Annotated in this window: 11 protein-coding genes; 9 read left to right on the forward strand and 2 right to left on the reverse strand. The window is 72.3% G+C overall.

The features are described 5' to 3' along the window. Nucleotides 1-250 precede the first annotated feature (250 nt). Nucleotides 251-1,993 (forward strand): DNA repair protein RecN, encoded by a 1,743-nt coding sequence (gene recN, locus IAG44_RS31530; RefSeq protein WP_187750475.1) that lies wholly within the window; start codon nucleotides 251-253, stop codon nucleotides 1,991-1,993. 391 nt (nucleotides 1,994-2,384) lie between these two features. After that, nucleotides 2,385-3,506, forward strand: coding sequence for a glycosyltransferase family 4 protein (locus IAG44_RS31535; protein WP_187750476.1), 1,122 nt, complete (start codon nucleotides 2,385-2,387; stop codon nucleotides 3,504-3,506). A 9-nt stretch (nucleotides 3,507-3,515) separates the two neighbouring features. Here the strand turns inward: IAG44_RS31535 and IAG44_RS31540 are convergent, their stop codons facing one another. Both IAG44_RS31540 and IAG44_RS31545 read right to left on the reverse strand, forming a co-directional pair. Next, nucleotides 3,516-5,267, reverse strand: coding sequence for a PucR family transcriptional regulator (locus tag IAG44_RS31540; protein WP_187750477.1), 1,752 nt, complete (start codon nucleotides 5,265-5,267; stop codon nucleotides 3,516-3,518). A 26-nt stretch (nucleotides 5,268-5,293) separates the two neighbouring features. After that, the gene (locus IAG44_RS31545; protein ID WP_246564638.1) at nucleotides 5,294-7,096 is read right to left on the reverse strand and encodes a glycoside hydrolase family 15 protein; all 1,803 of its coding nucleotides are present in this window, start codon (nucleotides 7,094-7,096) and stop codon (nucleotides 5,294-5,296) included. Between the two features lie 479 nt (nucleotides 7,097-7,575). Here IAG44_RS31545 and pyrG point away from each other — a divergent pair, with 479 nt between their 5' ends. The 7 genes from pyrG to IAG44_RS31580 all read left to right on the forward strand — a co-directional run bounded on the left by pyrG (nucleotide 7,576) and on the right by IAG44_RS31580 (nucleotide 16,622). Further along, complete coding sequence (pyrG, locus tag IAG44_RS31550) at nucleotides 7,576-9,225, forward strand: CTP synthase (RefSeq protein WP_187750478.1); 1,650 nt, start codon at nucleotides 7,576-7,578, stop codon at nucleotides 9,223-9,225. Nucleotides 9,226-9,311: 86 nt separating this feature from the next. Continuing rightward, entirely contained in the window at nucleotides 9,312-9,938 is a 627-nt protein-coding gene (locus IAG44_RS31555; protein ID WP_187750479.1) for an NUDIX domain-containing protein, read from the forward strand. A 188-nt stretch (nucleotides 9,939-10,126) separates the two neighbouring features. Then, nucleotides 10,127-12,184, forward strand: a complete 2,058-nt coding sequence (locus tag IAG44_RS31560; RefSeq protein WP_187750480.1) for a tetratricopeptide repeat protein — start codon at nucleotides 10,127-10,129, stop codon at nucleotides 12,182-12,184. 120 nt (nucleotides 12,185-12,304) lie between these two features. Continuing rightward, a complete protein-coding gene (ald, locus tag IAG44_RS31565) occupies nucleotides 12,305-13,420 on the forward strand; it encodes an alanine dehydrogenase (protein WP_187752927.1) in 1,116 nt (371 codons plus the stop codon). A gap of 425 nt (nucleotides 13,421-13,845) precedes the next feature. After that, a complete protein-coding gene (locus IAG44_RS31570) occupies nucleotides 13,846-14,973 on the forward strand; it encodes a ParA family protein (RefSeq protein ID WP_187750481.1) in 1,128 nt (375 codons plus the stop codon). Next, complete coding sequence (locus tag IAG44_RS31575) at nucleotides 14,958-15,503, forward strand: hypothetical protein (protein WP_187750482.1); 546 nt, start codon at nucleotides 14,958-14,960, stop codon at nucleotides 15,501-15,503. Before IAG44_RS31570 ends, IAG44_RS31575 begins: the two co-directional genes overlap by 16 nt. A gap of 18 nt (nucleotides 15,504-15,521) precedes the next feature. Continuing rightward, on the forward strand, nucleotides 15,522-16,622 hold the full coding sequence (locus IAG44_RS31580; protein ID WP_187750483.1) for a segregation and condensation protein A: 1,101 nt from the start codon (nucleotides 15,522-15,524) through the stop codon (nucleotides 16,620-16,622). The last annotated feature ends 27 nt before the right edge of the window (nucleotides 16,623-16,649 follow it).

Below are 16,649 nucleotides of genomic sequence, written 5' to 3' on the forward strand. Positions count from 1 at the left end.
CGGGTCGCCTTCCGTCCGGTCCCCGCCGTCTCCCGTTCGGTCCCGGGTCGCCTTCCGTCCGGTCCCCGCCGTCTCCCGTCCGGTCCTGGGTCGCCTTCCGTCCGGTCCTGTCGGCTTCCGTTCGGTTCGAGATGCCTTTCGCTCGGCCCTGGGTATCTTTCGGCTCGTCCCGGACGCCTCCCCCTCGTCTGCCAAACCTCCACTCGCCCGAGTGACAAGGGTGCCTCGCGCTCTTCGTGTCGTACCTCGTATGGTCTTCTGCGTGCTGGAAGAGATGCGGATACGGTCCCTCGGAGTCATCGACGACGCGGTCGTCGAGTTGTCGCCCGGGTTCACCGCCGTGACCGGTGAGACGGGTGCGGGCAAGACCATGGTGGTCACCAGCCTGGGGCTGTTGCTCGGGGGCAGGGCGGATCCGGCGTTGGTGCGGATCGGGGCCGAGCGGGCGGTCGTGGAGGGGCGGATCTCGGTGCCCGAGGGGGCGGCGGTCGCTCTGCGGGCGGAGGAGGCCGGGGCCGAACTCGACGACGGGGCGCTGCTCATCAGCCGTACCGTTTCGGCGGAGGGGCGCTCGCGGGCGCACGTCGGCGGGCGGAGCGTGCCTGTCGGGGTGCTCGCGGAGCTGGCGGACGAACTGGTCGCCGTCCACGGGCAGACCGACCAGCAGGGGCTGCTGAAGCTCACCCGGCAGCGGCAGGCGCTCGACCGGTACGCCGGGGACGCCGTGACGGGGTCGCTCGCGAAGTACGGGGAGGCGTACCGGCGGCTGCGGGCCGTCGCCGCCGAGCTGGACGAGATCACCACGCGCGCGCGTGAACGGGCGCAGGAGGCCGACCTGCTGCGGTTCGGCCTCGACGAGATCGCGGCCGTCGAACCCCGCGCCGGGGAGGACGTCGAGCTGGCGGAGGAGGCCGAGCGGCTGGGGCACGCCGAGGCGCTGTCGTCCGCCGCGACGCTCGCGCACGCCGCTCTCGCGGGCAACCCCGAGGACCCTGAGGGCATCGACGCGGCGACCCTCGTCGCGGGCGCCCAGCGCGCCCTGGAGGCCGTCCGCTCGCACGACCCGGCGCTGGCCTCCCTCGCCGACCGCCTCGGTGAGCTGGGCATCCTCCTCGGCGACGTCGCCGGCGAGCTGGCCGGGTACGCCGACGACCTCGACGCCGACCCGCGCAGGCTCGCGGCCGTCGAGGAGCGCCGGGCCGCGCTCACCGCGCTCACCCGCAAGTACGGCACCGACGTGAACGCCGTCCTGGAGTGGGCCGAGACGAGCGCCGCCCGCCTCACCGAACTGGACTCGGACGACGAGCGGATCGGCGAACTCACCGCCGAACGCGACGCCCTGCGCGTCGAACTCGGCGCCCTCGCCCAGGCGTTGACCGACGCCCGGACCGAGGCCGCCGAACGGTTCGCCGCCGCCGTCACCGCCGAACTGGCGTCCCTCGCGATGCCCCACGCGCGCGTGTCCTTCGCGATCCGGCAGACCGAGGACCCCGACGGCGTCGAGGTCGGCGGCAGGCCGGTCGCCTACGGGCCATCCGGCGTGGACGAGGTCGAGCTGCTGCTCGCCCCGCACCCCGGCGCGCCGCCGAGGCCCATCGCCAAGGGCGCGTCCGGCGGTGAGCTGTCGCGCGTGATGCTCGCGGTGGAGGTCGTGTTCGCCGGGACCGACCCGGTGCCGACGTACCTGTTCGACGAGGTCGACGCGGGCGTCGGCGGGAAGGCGGCCGTCGAGATCGGCCGACGGCTCGCCAAGCTCGCCAGGACCGCGCAGGTCGTCGTCGTCACCCACCTCCCGCAGGTCGCGGCCTTCGCCGACCGGCAGTTGCTGGTGGAGAAGACCAACGACGGGTCCGTCACCCGCTCGGGTGTGAAGGTCCTGGAGGGCGAGGAGCGGATCCGGGAGCTGTCGCGGATGCTCGCCGGGCAGGAGGACTCGCAGACGGCGCGGGCGCACGCGGAGGAGTTGCTGGCGACGGCGCGGGCGGACGCGTAGGCGGCCGGAACCCGACCGGACCCGCCGGGCTCGTGCCGGGTCTTTCGCGGGGCGCGTTCCTGACGGGGCGCGCCCCGCGCGCTGTGCGCCGTACGGGTGATGTGCGGGGCGTTCGGGGGTGGTGTGGCGGGCTGGTGTGCGAGGTTCTTCAGCCGTGGAGAGCTTGTTCGCACGTAACCGCACGGCGTCACTCATGTGGGTGACAAGAGGGTTCAGGTCAGGGGATTCCCGGCAGTGGGGCGGTTCGGAACGGCCGTACGGGCTGGCATCCTTGGCAGGGAGCGCGCGGGTCGGGGAGGCGGGTACGGGGGCCGCGACGTCGTCGTCCCCGTGTGTTCCTTCTGTACGTTTCCCCGTGACGTCCCGACCTCGAACCAGGAGCCCCGGCCGCGTGAGCCACGTCAGCAGCCCTTCGTCCCAGGGCCAGGCGCCGTTGCGCACCGTCCAGGTACTCGGCGGCGGCAACGCCGGAAGCAGCGCGCACGTGCGCTCGCTGACCGCCGGGCTCGTCGCACGGGGCGTGCGGGTCACGGTGTGCGCCCCCTCCGAGTCCGATCACACCTACGACTTCTCCGGCGCCGGCGCCGACCACGTGCCGGTGCCGCGCAGCAGTGACCCGGGGTCCGTCGCCGCGCTGCGGGCCGCCTGCGCCGACGCCGACCTCGTCCACGCGCACGGCCTGCACGCCTCGTTCCGCGCGGTGCTCGCGCTCAGCGGGCGGCGCACTCCGCTGATCGTCACCTGGCACAACGGGGCCCGCGCCGAGGGGGCCCGCGCGCATCTGCTGCGCCTGCTGGAGCGCAGGGTGGTGAGGGCGGCGACCGTCGTGCTGGGCACGACCTCCGACCTCGTCGACCGGGCCCGGCGCACGGGCGCCCGCGACGCCCGGCTCGCCGCGGTGTCCCTGCCGGGGCAGCGGGCCGGCGCCGAGCTGCTCGAGGGCAAGCTGCGGGCCGAACTCGGGGTCGGTGAACGGCCGTTGCTGCTCGCCGTGGGGTCGCTCGACCGGTACCGGGGGTACGAGGTGCTGCTCGACGCTGCGCGCGGGTGGCGCTTCCTCGACCCCGTTCCGCTGGTCGTCGTCGCCGGAGAGGGGCCGCTGCGGGGCGAGTTGCAGAGCCGGATCGACCGGGAAGGGCTGCCCGTGCTGCTCGTCGGGCAACGGGACGACGTTCCCGAGCTGCTGGGTGCGGCCGAGCTGGCGCTGCTGCCCGGGGCCGACGAGTCGCGGTCCGTTCTCGCGCAGGCGGCGCTGAGCGCGGGGGTCCCGCTGATCGCCCCGCTGACCAGCGGGGTGCGCGAACTCGTCGGGGACGCCGCCGAGTTGGTGGCTCCCGGGGACGCGGAGGCGTTGGGGTCGGCCGTCGTACGGCTGCTGGGGGACGCCGGGCGGCGGGAGGAGCTGCGGGCGTCGGGGCTGCGGCAGGCGGGGAGTTGGCCCACGGAGGACGAGACGGTGGCGCAAGTGCTGAGCGTCTACGACGAGTTGACGCAGCTTCGGCCCATCGGATAGCGGCGGTTCTCAGCCGACGTGCCGTCTGGCCCGTAGCGCCAGGCTCAACGCCAGTACGGTCTGCGGGTCTTCGAGGTCCGTGCCCAGCAACTCGCTGATCTTCGCGAGGCGGTTGTAGAGCGTCTGGCGGTTCAGGTGCAGTTCCCGCGCCGTCTCCGCCTTGCGGCCCGCGTGGGCCAAGTACGTCTCCAGGGTGGGCAGGAGCGGGGGTTTGGCGCGGGTGTCGTGGGCCCGGAGCGGGCCGAGCGCCCGGTCGACGAACGCCGCGAGGTCCGGGTGGCCGCGCAGCCGCCACAGCAGCAGGTCGATGTCCAAGTGGCGCGCGTCGTACCAGGGTCGGGGCGGGAGCCCCTGGGCGGCGGTGGCGGCCTCCGCCGCGTGCCGCAGGCTCGCCGGGACCGCCGCCCAGGTGCCGGGCACGCCCACGACGATGACCGGGGGAGGGGAGCCGGGGCGATGGGTGCCGGCCCGGTCGACGCCGGCGCGCAGTGCCGCCGCCGCGCGGTCGGCCAGCGCCGGGCGGTCCGTTTCCGTGCGGAGGCCGAGGAGGACCAGGACCCGGCCCTCGACCGGGCGCACGCCGAGCAGGACGGGGGCTCCCAGGGACGCCAGTTCCTCGGCGACCGCCCTCGCCGGGGGCGTCCCCGGGTCGCCCAGGCGCATCACGAGCGGGAGCAGGGGGCCGGCGCCGGGCTTGAAACCGAGGACCCTGGCCTGGGTGGGGGCGTCCTCCGGGGCGATACGGCCCTCCGCGAGGTCCGTGAGGAAGTCGCCCCGGCCGCGCGCGGCCAGTTCCTCCTCCTGCCGGGCCTGCATCAGCACGACCGCCAGAATCCCGGCCGCCCGCTCGGCGGCGATGCGGTGGACCGGCGCGAGGGGCGCGCGTACGGGGAGCAGGACGAGCCTTGCGCGCACCGAGGTGCCGGGGGCGCCGGGGCCGCGGCCGAACATCGAGGCGCCGGATGCGCCGGAGCCGGAGCCGGAGCCGGACACCGAGGTGCCGACGGCACCGGGGGCACGCCCGGACGCCGTCTCACCGAACCCGCTCACGCCGACGCCCGGCACCGGCCCGCTCCCGTAGCCGCCGCCCGGCACGTCCACCACGACCGTCCCCGCGGGCGCCTCCTTCCCCGGCCCCCGCAGCCGCTCCCACACCTGGAGCGGATCCGCGCCCTCGGGTCCGGCCCCGGCCGCGTACAGCAGACGCCCCTCGGCCGTCTCCAGGAACACCGGGTTGCCGCCGAAGTCCGCGAGGATGCCCAGCACTTGGGGGATCCCGCCGCCGCCAAGCAGCGCGTCCGTGCACCGGCGGTGCACCTCCTCCGCCCGCCGCAGCAGCGCGTAGTGCCCGTTCACGATCTCGGTGTGGATCTCCTCGGTCACCGTCACGAACGCGACCTCGCGGTGGAGTTGGACCAGCGGCAGCCCCGTCGTCCGCGCCGTCTCCACCAGCGCGGCGGGCAACCGGGTGAAACGGGGCCCGAGTTCGACGACCAGGGCGGCGATGCCGCGCTCGGCCAGCGTCCGCACGAACGCGCGCTGCTCCGCCGGTCGCGTCCCGAGCCCGTACCCGGTGGTCAGCAGCAGCTCGCCCCCTTTGAGCAGCGAGGCGATGTGCGGCACCTCGCCCGCGTGCACCCACCGCACCCCCCGCTCCAGCCCCTCCGCCCCCGCGACCACCTCCGGCAGCCCGCTCCGCAGCCCCGGCAGCTCCAGGGCGCGGCGCACAGTGATGCCGGTGTGGTCTTCGGGGGTGTCCATACGGGGGACGCTACCCGGCTGGGGGATCAGCCGCCGTACGCCCCGGAGGCCGTCAGACGCAGGGCCGTGTCGATGAGGGGGACGTGGCTGAACGCCTGGGGGAAGTTGCCGACCTGGCGCTTGAGGCGGGGGTCCCATTCCTCGGCGAGGAGGCCGAGGTCGTTGCGGAGGGCGAGCAGTTTCTCGAAGAGTTTCCTCGCCTCGTCGACGCGGCCGATCATGGCGAGGTCGTCGGCCATCCAGAAGGAGCAGGCGAGGAAGGCGCCTTCGTCGCCGGGGAGGCCGTCGACGCCTTCGTCGCCGCCGGAGGTGGGGTAGCGGAGGATGAAGCCGTCGGGGGTGGAGAGTTCGCGCTGGATGGCCTCGATGGTGCCGATGACGCGTTTGTCGTCGGGCGGGAGGAAGCCCATCTGGGGGATGAGGAGCAGGGAGGCGTCGAGTTCCTTGGAGCCGTACGACTGGGTGAAGGTGTTGCGTTCCTTGTCGTAGCCCTTCTCGCAGACGTCGCGGTGGATGTCGTCGCGCAGGTCGCGCCAGCGTTCCAGGGGGCCGTCGGCGTCGCCGGACTCGATGAGTTTGATGGTGCGGTCGACGGCGACCCAGGCCATGACCTTGGAGTGGACGAAGTGGCGGCGGGGGCCGCGGACCTCCCAGATGCCCTCGTCCGGGACGTTCCAGTGGTCCTCCAGGTAGCGGATCAGCTTGAGCTGGAGCAGGGAGGCGTAGTCGTTGCGGGCGAGGCCGGTCATGTGGCCGAGGTGCAGGGCCTCGGTGACCTCGCCGTAGACGTCGAGCTGGAGCTGGTGGGCGGCGCCGTTGCCGACGCGGACGGGCGCGGACTTCTCGTAGCCGGGCAGCCAGTCGAGTTCGGCCTCGCCGAGTTCCCGCTCGCCGGCGATGCCGTACATGATCTGCAGGTTCTCGGGGTCCCCGGCGACGGCCCGCAGGAGCCATTCGCGCCAGGCGCGGGCCTCGTCGCGGTAGCCGGTGCGCAGGAGCGAGGAGAGGGTGATGGCGGCGTCCCGCAGCCAGGTGTAGCGGTAGTCCCAGTTGCGGACCCCGCCGATGTCCTCGGGCAGGGAGGTCGTGGGGGCGGCGACGATGCCGCCGGTGGGGGCGTAGGTGAGGGCCTTGAGGGTGATCAGGGAGCGGATCACGGCCTCGCGGTAGGGGCCGTGGTAGGTGCACTGGGCGACCCACTCGCGCCAGAACTCCTCGGTCGCCGTCAGGGAGCCTTCCGGGTCGGGGAGGGCGGGGGGCTGCTTGTGCGAGGGTTCCCAGGAGATGGTGAAGGCGATGCGGTCACCGGGTGCGACGGTGAAGTCCGAGTAGGTGGTGAGCTGTTTGCCGTAGGTCTGCGCGGTCGTGTCGAACCACACGGAGTCGGGGCCCGCGACGGCGACCGTGCGGCCCTCGTGCTTGTGGACCCAGGGGACGACGCGGCCGTAGCTGAAGCGCATCCGCAGGGCCGAGCGCATCGGCACCCGGCCGGAGACGCCCTCGACGATGCGGATCAGCTGGGGCGCGCCGTCGCGCGGGGGCATGAAGTCGGTGACCTTGACCGTGCCGCGCGGGGTCTCCCACTCGGACTCCAGAATCAGGGAGTCCCCCCGGTAAGTGCGCCGGGTGGCGGGCGGGGGCGGGGTCTCGGCGGGGTGCGCGGGGCCCAGGCGCCAGAAGCCGTGGTCCTCGGTGCCGAGCAGGCCCGCGAAGATGGCGTGCGAGTCGAAGCGGGGCAGGCACAGCCAGTCGACTGTGCCGTCCCGGCAGACCAGCGCCGCTGTCTGCATGTCTCCGATGAGTGCGTAGTCTTCGATGCGCCCGGCCACGTGCAACTCCAGTCGAACGGCCACGTCACCTCCCCGCGAGGGAGGCTTCTTGCGGTCAAGGGGTCGGTGAAATGCGTGTCGTTGAGCTGTGAAGCAAAGCAGTCGTCCCGCCCTCTAGGCAAAACGCCATTTTTCGCTCAACGAGCTGACGAGCGTTCGTTGTTCCGGTGCGCAGGCGGGGGTGTCCCGAGATGCAGCGGGCGGGCTCGGCAGCGAGTGTCTGAGCAGGATACGACTCACGTAGATGATCTGTGTGCCGCTCGCGTTAACGCGACTGCGCCAAACGAGTGAGTCAGGGTGAAAGTGGCGTCAAGGAAAGCGAAATCCTCGTCAAAGACTTGTGTCGGCGCGTGTGCGGAGCGTGGCCGGAAGCCATCTCCCTGGGGCGCTGATACGCTGGTAGCCCGTGGACCGGAGGGCACGAAACCCCCGAACCGCAGCGACCCCCAGACCGCGACCACGGGAGCCCCCTCTTGGCCATGACGCCGAAATCTACGACGACCAAGCACATCTTCGTCACCGGGGGTGTCGCCTCCTCGCTCGGCAAGGGCCTGACCGCCTCCAGCCTCGGCATGCTGCTGAAGGCCCGTGGCCTGCGCGTCGTGATGCAGAAGCTCGACCCCTACCTGAACGTCGACCCGGGCACGATGAACCCCTTCCAGCACGGTGAGGTGTTCGTCACCAACGACGGCGCCGAGACCGACCTGGACATCGGCCACTACGAGCGCTTCCTCGACCGCGACCTCGACGGCAGCGCGAACGTCACCACCGGCCAGGTCTACAACACCGTGATCGCCAAGGAACGGCGCGGCGAGTACCTGGGCGACACCGTGCAGGTCATCCCGCACATCACCAACGAGATCAAGCACCGCATCCGCCGGATGGCGACCGACGAGGTCGACGTCGTCATCACCGAGGTCGGCGGCACGGTCGGCGACATCGAGTCGCTGCCGTTCCTGGAGACGGTCCGCCAGGTCCGTCACGAGGTCGGCCGGGACAACGTGTTCGTGGTCCACATCTCGCTCCTTCCGTACATCGGCCCGTCCGGTGAGCTGAAGACCAAGCCCACCCAGCACTCGGTGGCCGCGCTGCGCAACATCGGCATCCAGCCCGACGCGATCGTCCTGCGCTGCGACCGCGAGGTGCCGACCGCGATCAAGCGCAAGATCTCCCTCATGTGCGACGTCGACGAGTCCGCCGTCGTCGCCTGCCCGGACGCCCGTTCGATCTACGACATCCCCAAAACCGTCCACGGCGAGGGTCTGGACGCGTACGTCGTCCGCAAGCTGGACCTGCCGTTCCGCGACGTGGACTGGACGACGTGGGACGACCTGCTCGACCGCGTCCACAACCCCGACCACGAGATCACCCTCGCCCTGGTCGGCAAGTACATCGACCTCCCGGACGCCTACCTCTCGGTCACCGAGGCCCTGCGCGCGGGCGGCTTCGCGAACAAGGCCCGCGTGAAGATCAAGTGGGTCACCTCGGACGACTGCAAGACCCCGGCCGGCGCCGCCGCGCAGCTCGCGGACGTGGACGGCATCTGCATCCCCGGCGGCTTCGGCGACCGCGGCGTCCTCGGCAAGGTCGGCGCGATCAAGTACGCCCGCGAGCACAAGGTCCCGCTGCTCGGGCTCTGCCTGGGCCTGCAGTGCATCGTCATCGAGGCGGCCCGCAACCTCGCGGACATCCCGGACGCCAACTCCACCGAGTTCGACGCCGCCACCGCGCACCCCGTCATCTCGACGATGGCCGAACAGCTCGACATCGTCGCCGGTGAGGGAGACATGGGCGGCACGATGCGGCTCGGCATGTACCCGGCGAAGCTCGCCGAGGGCTCCATCGTCCGCGAGGTCTACGACGGCAAGGAGTACGTCGAGGAGCGGCACCGCCACCGCTACGAGGTCAACAACTCCTACCGCGCGGAGCTGGAGAAGAAGGCCGGGATCCTGTTCTCGGGCACCTCTCCGGACGGCAAGCTCGTCGAGTACGTCGAGTACCCGCGCGAGGTCCACCCCTACCTGGTCGCCACCCAGGCCCACCCCGAGCTGCGCTCGCGGCCGACGCGTCCGCACCCGCTGTTCGCCGGGCTCGTGAAGGCCGCGGTGGAGCGGAAGAGTTCCAAGTAGCACACCGGTTGTACGGTGGCCGGGGTGTCTCCCTCTCAACGGGAGCGCCCCGGTTTTCGTTTGCGCACGTCGGAGAGGCAAGGGCAATGACGATCAAGGACACCCCGCAGGAGTGGGAGATCCGGGCGACGGACACGCCCTTCGTGGGCAAGAAGACGTCCGTACGCACCGACGACGTCGTCATGCCGGACGGCTCCGTCGTCCGCCGCGACTACCAGGTCCACCCCGGTTCCGTCGCCGTCCTCGCGTTGGACGACGAGGACCGGGTGCTGCTCATCAAGCAGTACCGCCACCCGGTGCGCGAGAAGCTGTGGGAGATCCCGGCCGGCCTGCTCGACGTGCCCGGCGAGAACCCGCTGCACGCGGCGCAGCGCGAGCTGTACGAGGAAGCCCACGTCAAGGCCGAGCGGTGGCAGGTGCTGACGGACGTCTACACCACGCCCGGCGGCTGCGACGAGGCCGTCCGCGTCTTCCTCGCCCGGGGGCTCTCGGAGGCCGAGGGGCGGCGGTTCGACGTCGAGGACGAGGAGGCGGACATGGAGTACGCGCGCGTGCCCGTCGCCGAGCTGGTGCGGGGGATCCTCGCGGGGGAGCTGCACAACAACTGCCTCGTGGTGGGCGTGCTGTCGCTGGCCGCCGCGCGCGCGGGGGACGGGCTCGACGCGCTGCGTCCGGCGGAGGCGGCCTGGCCCGCGCGGCCGTTCGAGGCGTGAGGTTTCACGGTCGCACACGGTGAGGCGCGCGTTCGCGGTGTGACCATCGGCTGATCCGATCAGGGGACCTGAGGGGTCGTCATGGCCGTGCTCCGCGAGGAAGGTTGCAGAGCGTGAACTAGGCTCCCGGTGAGTGAGCCGAGAGCGCGCGCCGGTGTTGCGCGTGGTGTGAGACGGGAGCGTGGCCCGTGGCGGATCAGGCAGTGGAGACAGGCGGCGTGACGCTGTCGGGCCACCCTGCGACGGAGGGCCAGTTCCTGGGCCGGACCAGGGAGTTGAAGGAACTGCTGGCCGACATCGAGCGCGTCGGCCTCGACACCCTGGTCGGCAAGAAGGCCCCCCGCGCGCGCGTGCTGCTCATCGCCGGCCGGCCCGGCTCCGGGCGCACCGCGCTCGCCGCGGAACTGGTCCGCCAGGTCGCCCCCCGCTACCGCGACGGCGTCCTGCGCGTCCGCCTCGCCGAGTCGGACGGCACCCCCGTCCCCGTCGAGCGCGCCGCCCGCGACCTGCTGGCCGAACTGGAGGTCGAGGCGCCCGCCGGAGCCGACCAGGACGACCTCTCCGCGCTCCTGCGGGACGCCCTCGCCGAACGCCGCACCCTCCTCCTGCTGGACGACGCGCCGGGCGCCGAACACGTGGACGCGCTGCTGCCGGACAACCCGGAGTGCCTGGTCGTGGCCGTGTCCGGGGGGCCGCTGACCGGGATCCCGGACGTGCGGCCGTGCACGCTGGGCGGGCTGGACACCAAGTCGGCGCTGGAGCTGCTGACGCGGTCCACGGGGTCGGTGCGGGTGACCGTCGACCCGCGCTCGGCGGAGGGCCTGGTCGAGGTCTGCCACGGCCAGCCGGCCGCGCTGATCCTCGCCGGGGGCTGGCTCGCCGCCCGGCCGAAGGCGGCCGTCGCCGACCTCGCCAAGCACCTGAACGCGGAGGGTGATGAGGGCACCCCGCTCAGCCGGGTCTTCCGGCTGGTGCACGCGGGCCTGCCCGCCCCGGCCGCGCGGATACTGCGCCTGCTCAGCCTCGCCCCGGCCGGCCTCGTCGACCCGCACACCGCCTCCGCGCTGGCCGGCTGCTCGATCGGCGCCGCCCGCACCACCCTCGACGACCTTGTCGCCCACGGCCTGCTGCACGCGGTGGACTCGCCGCTGCCGCGCTACGAGGTCCCCGGCTGTCTGTACCCCCTGCTGAAGGCCGCCGCCGAGACCCACGACCGCCCGGCCGAACTGCACCTGGCCCGCGCGCGCATGCTGGAGCGCACGGTCCGCCTCCTCCAGTCCTGCCGGGCGGTCACCGAACCCGAGAACCCGCAGGCCCGCGCCCGCCTCCAGGGCCTGCCGCGCGCCCTGCGCTTCGCCGGTCCGCGCGCCGCCCGCGAGTGGCTGCGCCTCAGCCGCCCGGCCCTGCTCGCCTCGGCCCGCCTCGCGGTCGCCGACGGCGAACTCGACACCCTGGCCCGGCGGTTGATGTCCCAGTTCGTGCGCGCGATGGTCGCCCACTTCGGCACCCAGGCCGCCGCCCCCGACCTGTACGGCGTCCACCACCTCGTCCTGGACGTCGCCGAGCGCCGCGACCTCCCGCGCGAGCGCGCCGCCGCCCTGCTGAACCTCGCGGACGTGGACGCGCGCACCGGCCGCACCGAGGAGGCGCTGGCCCGCTACCGGGCCGCCCTCGATGCCGGGCGGGAGGCGAACGACCCGTATGCGACCGGGCGCGCGATGGAGTCGATCGGCGGCGCGCACCTCGAACTCGGGGACTACGAGCGGGCCGCCGACTGGTACGGCCGCGCCCTCGCCCAGCGTCTCGCGCGCGACGAACGCGCCGACGCCGCCCGGCTGTACGGCCGGATCGCCACCGCGCAGACGTACGCGGGCCGCTACGGGGAGGCGCAGCGGGCGTGGCGGGCGTCGGCCGCCGGGCACCGCAAGAACGGGGACGTGGGGGCGCACGCGCGGGCGCTCAGCGAGCTGGCGCGGGTGCAGGAGTACGCGGGGCGTCCGGAGGAGTCGCTGCGGACCTGCCAGGAGGCGGTGGAGTGGGCGCGCCGGGCCGAGGACGAGCGGTTGCAGGCCGCCCTCCAGCTGCGGCTGGCGGACACGCTGGAGCACCTGGGCGACCCGGCGGCGGCGCGCGTGCATCGGGCGGCGGCCGAGCGGATGCTGGCCGAGGAGCGGCCCGGCCGTGATTCCGAGGTGGAACACGGAGCTAACGCCTACGAAATCCGTGGCGCATCGGCCGAAGATTGATGCTTTGAAAGGCTAGACACCGGGAACACCTTCATTAGACTGGCTCTATCGCGCTGCCCGTGCGATATATCCCGGTATACGCATACGTATACGCCCATTGAGCCGAGGACCGTGATCGACGTGAAGGTCGGCATCCCCCGCGAGGTCAAGAACAACGAGTTCCGCGTGGCCATCACCCCCGCCGGCGTGCACGAACTGGTGCGCCACGGCCACGAGGTCGTCGTCGAACGCGGCGCCGGGGTCGGCTCCTCGATCCCCGACGCCGAGTACGTCGCGGCCGGCGCCGCGATCCTGGACACCGCCGACGAGGTGTGGGCCGCCGCCGACCTGCTGCTCAAGGTCAAGGAGCCGGTCGCCGAGGAGTACCACCGGCTGCGCAAGGACCAGACCCTCTTCACCTACCTGCACCTGGCCGCCTCCAAGGAGTGCACGGACGCCCTCGTCGCCTCCGGCACCACCGCGATCGCCTACGAGACGGTCGAACTGCCCAGCCGCGCGCTGCCGTTGCTCGCCCCCATGTCCGAGGTCGCGGGCCGGCTCGCCCCGCAGGTCGGCGCCTACCACCTGATGCGCTCGGCGGGCGGGCGCGGTGTCCTGCCCGGCGGCGTGCCGGGCACCCAGCCCGCCAAGGCCGTCGTCATCGGCGGCGGCGTCTCCGGGTGGAACGCCACGCAGATCGCCGTCGGCATGGGCTTCCACGTCACGCTGCTCGACCGCGACATCAACAAACTCCGCGAGGCCGACAAGGTGTTCGGCACCCAGGTGCGGGCGATCATGTCCAACTCCTTCGAGCTGGAGAAGGCCGTCCTGGACGCCGACCTCGTCATCGGCGCCGTCCTCATCCCCGGCGCCAAGGCGCCCAAGCTGGTCACCAACGAGCTGGTGGCCCGGATGAAGCCCGGAAGTGTCCTTGTCGACATCGCGATCGACCAGGGCGGCTGCTTCGAGGACTCACGTCCGACGACCCACGCCGAACCGACCTTCACCGTCCACGAGTCGGTCTTCTACTGCGTCGCCAACATGCCCGGCGCGGTCCCCAACACCTCGACGTACGCGCTCACCAACGCGACCCTGCCGTACATCGTCGAACTCGCCGACCACGGCTGGGTCGAGGCGCTGCGCCGCGACCCCGCGCTCGCCAAGGGGCTCAACACCCATGACGGCAAGGTCGTTTACCGCGAGGTCGCCGAGGCGCACGGCCTTGACCACGTCGAACTGGCGTCGCTGCTCGGCTGAGCGGGGCGCGCGGTATGTGACAGCGGCAAGGAGCCAAGTCACCGTTTCATAAAGGCGATACGTCAACAAGACGCGTCAACGACGCACACCGGGCCGGGCCTTGTCCATAAGGTCCGGCCCAATGTGTGTATGGTCACTTTGCGATGCTCGGTCAACTCGCGGCGAACGTAACCTCTTCGACCGATTCGAGCACCGGTGGAACCTGCTGTGCGACGGTCGTACGCCCTTGACAGCGTGATGTTTCTTTGCCGACACATCCGACCGGGTCCGGTGGATTGTGTTGCTGCGAACCGCCGACACGCCATAGAGTCGCCAACCGTCGGCATGGTGCCACGCTGACCTTGTCTAGAAGTTTCCTGGTCACCAAGGAGGTAAGACGACTTGTGAATGAGTCGACATTTTCTCCCGGGGGTGGTCAACCAGGAATGCCTGCAGGGGCCGAGGGCCCTCAGGGATTCGAGGCTGTCGGCTCCGTCGCTGTGCGCACCTTCGCAGCCCATCAGAGTCCGCAGACCCTGCGGACAGCACACCAGAGCATGGATGGCCATCACGTGAACGCCATGGCCGGCGACGGAAGTGGCGCGCCCCACAACCACTTCGCCGACTACGACGAACTGCCCGACGGGCACTTCTACGACCCCGACGCCGAATACGAGCCCGACCCCGAGTACGCGGCCACGCTCGCGCCCGACGCCGCACGCCAGCGTCGTGAGCGCATCGGCCCGACCGGGCGTCCGCTGCCGTACTTCCCGATCCCGGGCCCGCTGACCGATCACGGGCCCGCGACGATCATCGCGATGTGCAACCAGAAGGGCGGCGTCGGCAAGACCACGTCGACCATCAACCTGGGTGCCGCGCTCGCGGAGTACGGCCGGCGGGTACTGCTCGTGGACTTCGACCCGCAGGGCGCGCTGTCGGTGGGTCTCGGCGTCAACCCCATGGAGCTCGACCTCACGGTCTACAACCTGCTCATGGAGCGGGGCATGTCGGCCGACGAGGTCCTGCTGAAGACCGCGGTCCCCAACATGGACCTGCTGCCGAGCAACATCGACCTCTCGGCGGCCGAGGTCCAGCTGGTGAGCGAGGTCGCGCGCGAGTCGACCCTCCAGCGGGCGCTGAAGCCGCTGATGGACGACTACGACTACATCGTCATCGACTGCCAGCCCTCGCTGGGTCTGCTCACGGTCAACGCGCTGACGGCCGCCCACAAGGTGATCGTCCCGCTGGAGTGCGAGTTCTTCGCGCTGCGCGGGGTCGCGCTGCTCACCGAGACCATCGAGAAGGTCCAGGAGCGCCTGAACCCCGAGCTGGAGCTCGACGGCATCCTCGCGACGATGTACGACTCGCGCACCGTGCACAGCCGTGAGGTGCTGGCGCGTGTCGTCGAGGCGTTCGACGACCACGTCTACCACACGGTGATCGGCCGGACCGTCCGCTTCCCGGAGACCACGGTCGCGGGCGAGCCGATCACCACGTACGCGTCCAACTCCGTCGGCGCCGCCGCCTACCGCCAGCTCGCCAGGGAGGTGCTCGCCCGGTGTCACGCCGAGTGAGTCTGCCGGGGGCCGACGAACTCTTCCGTACGACAGGGGGAATGGCGCTCCAGCCGTCCACTCCCCGGCGACCCGGCGAGGGCCGGGTGCCAGGGCAGGCGGGCGACAGCGAGGCGGTCTCCGGCTCGCCGGAGGACGCGCCCGCCGCCGTGCCCGTCCAGAGCGGGGACGGCGAGGGGGCCGAGCACGTGGCCGCCGGCGCCGAGACCGAGGACGGCGGCGAGCGCAGCCGGGGCGGTGCGCGGCGGGCGCAGGAAGGTTCTGCCACCGCCGACGCCGAGCCGCGCAAACGGGGCCGGGCCGCCGCCCGCCGCCCCTCCGGGCGTGAACGGCACGACGAGAAGATCACCGTGTACGTCTCCGCCGAGGAACTGATGGACCTGGAGCACGCGCGCCTCGTCCTGCGCGGCGAGCACGGCCTCGCCGTCGACCGCGGCCGCATCGTCCGCGAAGCCGTCGCCGTCGTCCTCGCCGACCTGGAGGCCCGCGGTGACGCGAGCATTCTCGTCCGCCGGTTGCGGGGGCGGTAGGGGTAGCCTGCGGGGGCTATGACCTCGTTCGACACCTTTCCTGGCCCCGGGACCTCCGGTGCGCGCCGCCGTGCGCTCGGCCGGGGGCCGGGTGGCGGGAACGATTCGCCGGGGGCGAGCGAGGCGGGGTCGAGTGAGGCGGAGGCCGCTCGGGGCGCGGAGGGCGCCGCCGGGGGCGCGCCGGTCGCGGAGAGCGAGTGGGAAGCCGCCGGGCCGCCGGACGAAGCGCCGCAGGCCGACGAGTCGTCGGGCGCACCCGAGGACGGGCCCCACCGCGTGCCGGTTCCCTCGGCCGCCCCGGCACCCGACGACGCTTCGTCCGACGGGGTCTTCACCGTCCGGCTCGCCAACTTCGAAGGCCCCTTCGATCTGCTGCTCCAGCTGATCGCCAAGCACAAGCTGGACGTCACCGAGGTCGCGCTGTCGAAGGTCACCGACGAGTTCATGGCGCACATCCGGGCGATGGGCCCGGACTGGGACCTGGACCAGACGACCGAGTTCCTGGTCGTCGCCGCCACGCTGCTCGACCTCAAGGCCGCGCGGCTGCTGCCGGCCGCCGAGGTGGAGGACGAGGCGGATCTCGCGTTGTTGGAGGCGCGGGACCTGTTGTTCGCGCGACTGCTCCAGTACCGGGCGTACAAACAGATCGCCGACATCCTCCAGCACCGGCTGGACGTCGAGGGGCGCCGCTACCCCCGTACCGTCGGCCTCGAACCCCACCACGCCGAACTGCTGCCCGAGGTCGTCCTCAGCATCGGGGCGGAGGGGTTCGCCCGGCTCGCCGTGAAGGCGATGCAGCCGAAGCCGAAGCCCCAGGTGTACGTCGAGCACATCCACGCGCCGCTGGTGAGCGTGCAGGAACAGGCGCGGGTCGTCGTCGCACGGCTGAAGGAACTCGGCGAGGCCAGCTTCCGGGTGCTGGTGGCGGACACCGAGGACACCCTCACCGTCGTCGCCCGGTTCCTCGCGCTGCTGGAGCTGTACCGGGACAAGGCGGTCGAGCTGGACCAGGAGACGGCGCTGGGCGACCTGCTCGTGCGGTGGACCGGCGGTGAGGCGACCGCCTCGGTGACGGACGAGTTCGACCGGCTGACGGAGACGACGGAGGAGAAGGCGTGAGCGGGGACGTCGCGGAGCTGGAGCTGA

The organism is Streptomyces roseirectus (assembly GCF_014489635.1).
Taxonomy (GTDB): Bacteria; Actinomycetota; Actinomycetes; order Streptomycetales; family Streptomycetaceae; genus Streptomyces; species Streptomyces roseirectus.

Bases quoted from the DNA above. Each gene is read 5' to 3' on its own strand.
- recN (WP_187750475.1), top strand. From the start codon at position 251: ATGGTCTTCTGCGTGCTGGAAGAGATGCGGATACGGTCCCTCGGAGTC.
- IAG44_RS31540 (WP_187750477.1), bottom strand. From the start codon at position 5,267: ATGGACACCCCCGAAGACCACACCGGCATCACTGTGCGCCGCGCCCTG.
- pyrG (WP_187750478.1), top strand. From the start codon at position 7,576: ATGACGCCGAAATCTACGACGACCAAGCACATCTTCGTCACCGGGGGT.
- IAG44_RS31555 (WP_187750479.1), top strand. From the start codon at position 9,312: ATGACGATCAAGGACACCCCGCAGGAGTGGGAGATCCGGGCGACGGAC.
- IAG44_RS31570 (WP_187750481.1), top strand. From the start codon at position 13,846: ATGCCTGCAGGGGCCGAGGGCCCTCAGGGATTCGAGGCTGTCGGCTCC.
- IAG44_RS31580 (WP_187750483.1), top strand. From the start codon at position 15,522: ATGACCTCGTTCGACACCTTTCCTGGCCCCGGGACCTCCGGTGCGCGC.